The 7925-nt window shown below is 44.0% G+C and carries 6 protein-coding genes; 1 reads left to right on the top strand and 5 read right to left on the bottom strand.

Annotated features, from left to right (window positions below; translation table 11 throughout):
* Nucleotides 1-368 precede the first annotated feature (368 nt).
* The 5 genes from PX636_RS20380 to PX636_RS20360 form a co-directional block, all read right to left on the bottom strand.
* Nucleotides 369-1664 (bottom strand): CO2 hydration protein, encoded by a 1296-nt coding sequence (locus PX636_RS20380; RefSeq protein ID WP_079209640.1) that lies wholly within the window; start codon nt 1662-1664, stop codon nt 369-371.
* A 57-nt stretch (nt 1665-1721) separates the two neighbouring features.
* Nucleotides 1722-3272 (bottom strand): NADH-quinone oxidoreductase subunit M, encoded by a 1551-nt coding sequence (locus PX636_RS20375; protein WP_288118544.1) that lies wholly within the window; start codon nt 3270-3272, stop codon nt 1722-1724.
* A 78-nt stretch (nt 3273-3350) separates the two neighbouring features.
* Nucleotides 3351-4076 (bottom strand): carbonic anhydrase, encoded by a 726-nt coding sequence (locus tag PX636_RS20370; RefSeq protein ID WP_288118542.1) that lies wholly within the window; start codon nt 4074-4076, stop codon nt 3351-3353.
* An 81-nt stretch (nt 4077-4157) separates the two neighbouring features.
* Nucleotides 4158-6011, bottom strand: coding sequence for an NAD(P)H-quinone oxidoreductase subunit F (locus PX636_RS20365; RefSeq protein WP_288118541.1), 1854 nt, complete (start codon nt 6009-6011; stop codon nt 4158-4160).
* A gap of 46 nt (nt 6012-6057) precedes the next feature.
* Nucleotides 6058-7002, bottom strand: a complete 945-nt coding sequence (locus tag PX636_RS20360; protein ID WP_288118540.1) for a LysR family transcriptional regulator — start codon at nt 7000-7002, stop codon at nt 6058-6060.
* Nucleotides 7003-7361: 359 nt separating this feature from the next.
* Between PX636_RS20360 and PX636_RS20355 the strand changes: the two genes are divergently transcribed.
* Nucleotides 7362-7925, top strand: a 564-nt coding sequence (locus PX636_RS20355) for a Uma2 family endonuclease (RefSeq protein ID WP_288118538.1), incomplete at its 3' end; no start/stop codon positions are given.

Here is a 7925-nt window from a genome sequence, read left to right as displayed (position 1 = left end):
TTATTAAGACGATAGGGGCCTATTTGTTGCCCTTCTAACATCTTCATCATTTGGTCTAGCATAATAATAACTCCTGAATTAGCCAATTTTTACGTTCTGTAACTATCCTATTAAGTGGGTGGTTTTAACGAAGGCAAGAGGCAAAAGCTTTATCGAAATGTGTAATTAATTTTGCTTAGGTACTTAATACTAAATCTGGCTATTAAATACTGATTATTTATTCCCTCGAGTAGAAAACGGGTTTCTCGGAAAAACCCGTTTTCTGTGGGTTACTCAAGGGATTTAGTATTAGTATGACATTGGGTGTCGGTTATCTCATAATCAAAAAAGGTGGGCGATAAACCCACCAGAAAAATAACCCAAAAACCTTAACGATAATTAGGACTTTGGATATCTCTAAGACGCGCTTCGGGGCGTTTAAATCTGTCCATTTGTGCCTCAAAGAATTGACGATTTTTGAGTAAATGTTTGGGATTAGGATCGTCGAGGGGATAGAGTAAAGCCGTGCGTAGAGCTTGAATAACTGCTGAAGTAACATTATACATCGAGCGCTGGAAACTAATCCCCAATTGAATCAAAATATCGTCTTCCCCCCGGCAGTGTTGCTGATAGTAATCGATCAGATATTGGGGTAAAAAATGATACATATCATCCATTAACAACGTGGGAGGAATTCCCGCAGTACCCACGGGGAAAACATCCGCATAAAGAATGCCATAGTGAAAGTCTTTTTGTTGGTAGGGAACCTGTTTTGCTTGGGCATTATAGGACTTTGTACCCCGGAAGGGAGCAGTACGATAAAAGACCGCTTCTACATAGGGTAAAGCCGCTTCATAAAGCCAAGTAAAAGCCTTTGATTTGGGGATAATTTCGTAGCATTGACCATCAATATAAACGTGATGGTAAATTGGCCGGCCAGCGATGGCAAAAATGCCATTAACGAGGAAATTCATGGCATCGGGAACACCTTTAAAGCCGCCTTCATCGTAGATATCAGACATCTCGAAAAATACCGGGGCCATCACTTCCCAGAATAGTCCTAAATTAGAGTAGTAGGACATCATCCGCACCTGTTCCAAGAACATATCGGGGAACAGGTCATAAAGTTTCATCATCACGGGGTTTTTCTTGAAATAGGCCTTAATAGCGCGGTCGGCATTTTGGCGATATTCTTCTGAATCAAGATAGGCATCAAATAAACCCCAACCCATATCGCGGCCATGCCATAACATGGCTTGCATACAAGCTTCAGCAAATTCCATATTAATACGGTCATGCCAAAGATGATGGATTAATCTGGGCATTTTTCTGGTTTTACCTTTATCCATGAATTCTAACAATTCAGGGTGAGCGGAACCCGTACCGCGCCAGATGCGTAAATCGGCATTATCGCCAGCGTAATGATTTTGTAGGTCTAGGTATTCTTGGGGCAGAAAATATTTAAAAAAGGGCAAAGGATCGAGGAAAACTCGTTCGGCAATATAGAGCAGATCTCGCCAATAAAAATCCATCGGCACGGCATAAGCTTTATAAATGCCGATAATTTGCATCAGGTTTTCGGGAGTATCCGGCAACATGGATCCACCCGCTTCTAAACGGTGGATAATGTCGGCGAATTCGTGAGTAGAAGGGGGAATTTTGGCTTTGATTAATGTCCCAGTCATAGTTTTAGGTAAAGTAATTAGCAGCGGTTACAATAATTCGGAAACAGCAAGGGATAACTAACTATTACTCAAAAATTTACCCCGATTCAACCAGTTGGTTTTTGAGGAATTTTGCGGAGATTTTTTGAAGACAAAACTAGGTTTTGCTTCCCCCGATAAGCTGGCAACCATCGAGTTAGTGGTGGGTTCAATCCAACGGACTAAATAATTGGGTTGAATGCCTAAAAAGACGATTAATACCATTAGGACAAAAGCGGGAATAGTTTCCGATTTCAGGACTTTGGGATAGTAGGCAAGTTTATTATCCAATTTGCCAAAACAGGTGCGATTAAGCAGGATAACAAAGTAAACCGCCGTTAAACCGGAAGCGATGATACAGAGAACCGTCTGCACGGGAAAACGGGAGAAACTCCCCTGAAAAACGATAAATTCCGCCACAAATCCCACTAATCCGGGGATACCAGCACTGGCCATACCGGCGAGAATTAATAGGGCGCTAACCAGGGGTAAACCGCGAATTGGGTTCATTAAACCGTTTAAAACGTCTAAATCTCTAGTTCCGGCTTTGCGTTCGACGATGCCCACCAGATAGAATAAGAGGGCGAGAATGAGACCGTGGCTAATCATTTGCGCGACGGCACCAAGGACGCTTAAACCCGTGCCGGCGGCGGCTGCTACCAGTATATAGCCCATGTGACCGATCGAACTGTAGGCCACCATGCGTTTAATGTCTTTTTGGGCAATAGCGCTCAAGGCCCCGTAAATAACGCTAATAACGCCGACAATTGCCAGTCCGGGGGCGATTAAAGACCAAGTTTCTGGGAATAATTGCAGACCAAAGCGAACTAAGCCATAAGTACCGAGTTTAGCGAGGATACCACCTAGTAAAATGGCTGTAGCGGGGGAAGCTTCCGTGTAGGCATCCGGTAGCCAAGTATGGAGAGGTACGAGGGGAATTTTGATGCCAAATCCCACTAACAGCAGAGTTAAGAGCAGTAACTGGGTTTTTTGGGAGAAATCGGCGGTCGAGAGGGAGGAATAGTCAAAAGTACCACCGTTGAGGAAACCTATGCCTAAAAATGCCGCTAGGACTAATAACCCAGAGACAGCAGTGTAGAGAAGGAATTTAATCGAAGCATAGCCACGTTTTTCGCCTCCCCAGATAGCAATCATCAGATAAAAGGGGATTAATTCTAGTTCATAGAAAACGATGAACAGCAGCAGGTTTTTGGCCATTAATGCCCCAGAAACCCCGGCGTTAATCAGGAGGATTAGGATGTAATAAAGTCGGGGACGCTCTACTTTTTCTTCGGTACTATAGATAGCTATTCCTGTCAAGAAACAGTTTAAAATAATTAACAGTAAGGACAAACCATCGACTCCGAGGTTATAACTTAAACCGATTGGTTTTGCCCATTCGCGGTATTCAGAAAATTGAAAGCCATTACTGGTTAAGTTATATTGGGTCAGCAGATATAAAGACCAAAAGAGGACGGCGGCAACAAAAAAGAGGGTAATTTGACGTAATTTTGCTGGGGCAAATTTATCGGGGAAAAGACCGACGATAATTGCTCCAATTATTGGCAACCAAAGCAGGGTACTGAGCATATTGGTATCGATCAAATTTATAATGACTGGGATGAGAAAAGGATTAGCCAACCGACACGATGACTAATCTAGAATTGACTAAATTAAACTCACTTTGCCGCTATCGAGATCGTAGTAGGCTCCAACAATTTTTAATTGTTTTTTATCTACTAAATCACCCATGACCGGGGATTTGCCTAATTTCTCTACTTGATAGATAACATTGGATTTAATTGCTCGCTCAAGTTTGTTGGAACCGGGTTGTTTTTCAGACCGATCAACTCCCACCTGTAGGCCATCGATTAAACGACCGATTTGTCCGGGGAATCGACCCCCTTCAATGGTGGCTTTTACCGCTCCACAACGAGAATGGCCAAGGACAACAATTACCTTGGCTCCTAACACCAACGTGCCGAATTCGAGGCTACCAATTTCTTCGGAAGTGGCTAAATTTCCCGCTACCCGACAAACAAATAGATCTCCTAATCCGCGATCAAAAACAATTTCTGCCGGCACGCGAGAATCGGCACAGCCCAAAATTGCCGCAAAAGGGGCTTGACTTTCGGCCACTTCTGTGAGCCGAGTTTGATCGCGGTTAGGACTTTTTTGTCTTCGTTCCCAGAAACGTTGATTGCCTTCCATGAGCATAGTTAAGGCCTGGTCTGGGTTCAATCCTTTATTTTGAGCGGTCAGCCATGGCTCAGAATTAACAGCAGTTTGGGCGTTAGTTTGGGACAACTGAGAACCCAAAACAGTAGCGGCCAGACCGGTTCCCAAAAAACCACCCCCATAACGGATTAATTGGCGACGAGAGGTATTGAACATAGGTAATTGTTTCCATATAATCAGGACAAATCCTATTGTCAGGGCCGGGGATGCTAAAGAAAAGCCTAAGTTATCAAATCTTTAACTGAAAACTAGAGAAATTTGTGCTAGTAGGGGCCAGCAGATGATAATACCAATCAAAGCCACCCCCAAAATAATCGACAGAAAGTAAAATTGGGTTTGGCCCGAGACGTTATATTTCAAACTCTGACCACCAAAAACCGTGGCTAATCCCACCAGATTAACGATGCCATCCACCAGAAAGGTATCGATCCAGTTAATAATTTGCGAAATTAATCCGACGACAAAAACGATGGTGACTTTATACAATTTGGCTGTATAAAGGTCGTTGGCAAAGAAATCTTGAAGGGCTTTCGGTTGAAAAACGATCGGTTTGGAGATATTTTCATTCAGGTAAATATAGGCTGCCGGAATTACGCCCGCAGCAGTGGAAAGCACCAAGAGAAAAGCCACTCCCAGATTTAAGTTACTTGGTAATAAATGCCATTGCGCCAATAAAATCGGCAGATGAAGGGCGAAACCCATGGTCACAGTCATGGGGATAACTAAGGGCCAAAGAGCTTCCGGAGAGCGCAGGGTCATTGGTTTGATTTTACCGCCAAAGAAAACGCAAAATTCTCTAGTGACACTAAAAGCAGTTAAAGCATTGACCAACAATAGCACTAATAACAGTAAACCACTGATTTCTGCGAGGCGATCGCCCATGCGCGCTAATGCCCAAAAACCACCAAAGGGAGGCAGTGCGACTAAACTAGCGGCACCGACGAGATAACAAATACCAGAAACGGGACGACGGGACCATAAACCGCCGTATTGGCTTAAATCTTGGCTGATATTATTCCAAATGATGTTACCCACCACCATGACTAACAGGGACATAGCGATCGCATAAGTAAAGAGTAACACTAAAGCGGTTTCCGTTTGTCCGGTGGCAACAGCGATAAAAATCAGTCCCATGTAGGCACTAACGGAATAGGAAAGGGAGCGCTTGACATCGATCTGGGCGATCGCAATTAACCCCGCACCGATGGCAGTAACAGAGCCAACAATGATCATTACTTGCAAGGTTAAGGGCGATAATTGTAGCACCGGCTCTAATTTCACCAATAACCAAGCGCCGGTGGAAACGACGACCGTATTCCGCAGAATTGTCGCTGGCATCGGTCCTTCCATGGCCTCATCTAGCCATAAATGCAGGGGAAATTGAGCGCATTTGCCCATTGGACCTGCAATCAGGGCTAAACAGAGTAAATTAGCCACATTGGGGTTTAAATTGGCTGTAGCCGCCCATTGTGCTAATTGGTCAAAGTTCCAGGTTCCCGCCAGGGGTAAAAGGGCCACCACTCCCATCAACAGGATTAAATCGCCAATCCGTTTAGTCAGAAAAGCGTCCCGCGCCCCCGTCACTACCAGAGATTGATTGAACCAGAAACCAATCAGCAGATAAGTGCCGAGAGTCAGAACTTCTAGCACACAATAGCTGAAAAATAGCGAATTACAGATAACTAGGGCGCACATACCCCCTTCAAAGAGGGCGACGAGAGAATAAAACCTTGCCCAACCCCAATCCATTTCTAGATAGGCGATCGCATATACCTGGGCGGCGAGGTTTAAGCCGGTAATTAGCAGTAAAGCCCCGATATTAACGACCGAAATCTGCACATCTAAAGATATGCTTAAATCTGCGGCATTTAGCCAATTAAATGCTATAGATTGGGGCGGACGACCCCAAACGGCGATTAAAGCAAAAAGGCTATGCAAAAAAGCCCAGCAGGTCATGATCAAGTTCAGATAACCGGCCGGTCGGGGGCCGGTTTGCCGGATAATACCGGGAGACCAGGGTAGAGCGAGAAGTGCGCCCGCAAAGGCGTAAAGAGGTACCAACCAGATAGTCTGGCTGAAGGACTCGAACATATAAACACCTCAAGAAGAAAAATGATCCTGAATTAAAGTTTAAGGTTTAATGGCTCACTAATAAGCTGTCACCATTTTTTAACGAGGCATTAATCGGGAGAGTTTGACTAGCTTCCAGCAGGTATTTTAAAAAAGCATCGGCAATCACGGAAAGTTGTTTTCCGGCCAGATAACAAACGTACCAATTGCGCTGAATCGGAAAATGTTCCACGTCGAGGATGGCTAATTCGCCGTTTTCCCCTTCCGAGATGAGAGTATGCTTAGATAGTACCGATAGTCCCAAACCGCCAGAAATAGCCTGTTTAATGGCTTCGTTACTGCCTAATTCCAAGCGCACCTTCACCTTAATATCTTGGAGATTAAATAATTTTTGTACCGCTTGGCGGGTTCCAGATCCCGATTCGCGCATAATAAAAGGTTGCTGGTTGAGGCACTCAAGGGGGAGATTTTTCTGGCCCACCAAAGGATGATCTCGTCGCGCCACCACCACTAGGGGATTTTCCAGGAAAGACTGAGAACAAAGTTCCACTTCTTCCGGCGGTTGACTGAGAATATAGAGGTCATCCTCGTTGTTTAACATTCGCTCTTGCAGTTTCTGATGATTAGTCACTTGCAGGGCGATGTCAATACCGGGATACTGTTGACAGAATGCCCCCAGTAATCGCGGTACAAAGTATTTAGCGGTAGTAATTACGCCTAAAGTCAGCTTTCCCTGTCTAGTTCCCTTAATATCGGCCACTTTCATTTGAAAGTTGTCCAATTTATTAAAAATCTCTTGACAGGTGAACAGTAATTCCTGACCCGCTTCGGTTAAAAATAAACGTTTGCCGATTTGCTCGAATAGCGGTAAACCCACGGCTTTTGTGAGTTGTTTGACTTGGGTTGAGACGGTAGGTTGAGTGATAAATAACTCCTCGGCCGCCTTGGTAAAGCTACTGTGTCGAGCGGTAGCCTCGAAAACCCTTAACTGGTGCAGGGTTGCCTGTATCAAGTTCTTATCCCCTTCTCAATAACAACTATTTGTCACCATCAATCCTAACGCTTTTATAGATTCTAGTCAATTAACTTTTTGATAAATATAGACTTTAATAGATATAACCGCCGCTTAAGACCTTTTGTCAGCCATCAGCTTTTTTCTCCCTCCTCCCCTCTCCCCTTCTCCCCCACTTCCCTGCTCCCTTCTCCTCTTCTCCCTTCTCCCTAGGGTTGATTCAAGGTAGGGTTGATTCATGAATCAACCCTACCCTTAATCCCCCCTTGATAAGGGGGGTGTCTGATAATTTTTAATGCCTACCTACTTAATTATCTTGCTACAATCAGAAAACAACCATCCATTAAAATTAAAAGACAATGGTTAGTTATCTTGATATTGACGACGATCTTCTTTTCCCCGATAGCGATGGTCAACCGATGGCAGATAATACCGAACAATATGAGTGGATTGTTAAAATTAAGGAGAATTTAGAGATTATATTTGCCGATGACCCTAAGGTGTTTATTGCCGGAGATTTACTCTGGTATCCTCTGCGTTCTACTTTGGTTTCACCGGTTGCTCCCGATGTGATGGTAGCTTTTGGCCGTCCCAAAGGACGAAGGGGTTCCTATCGTCAATGGCAGGAAGAAAATATCGCTCCTCAAGTGGTTTTTGAAATTCTATCACCGAAGAATACAAAAGCAGAGATGAGTCGAAAATTAGAGTTTTATGACACATATAGTGTAGAAGAATACTATTTATATAACCCGATGCGCTGTCGTTTACAAGGATGGCAAAGACAGGGAAAAACTTTAAGAGAAATTATCCCCATCAATGACTGGATAAGTCCCCGTTTAGGTGTGCGTTTTATCTGGAATAAATCTAGTTTAGAATTGTATCGTCCTGATGGAGAGAAATTTTTAACAACTGTTGAGTTAGAG

This window comes from Microcystis sp. M53598_WE2 (genome assembly GCF_030067735.1).
Classification (GTDB): Bacteria; Cyanobacteriota; Cyanobacteriia; order Cyanobacteriales; family Microcystaceae; genus Microcystis; species Microcystis aeruginosa.
The sequence above is the reverse complement of the archived record's forward strand: the minus strand, read 5'-3'. Positions and strand labels throughout refer to the sequence as shown.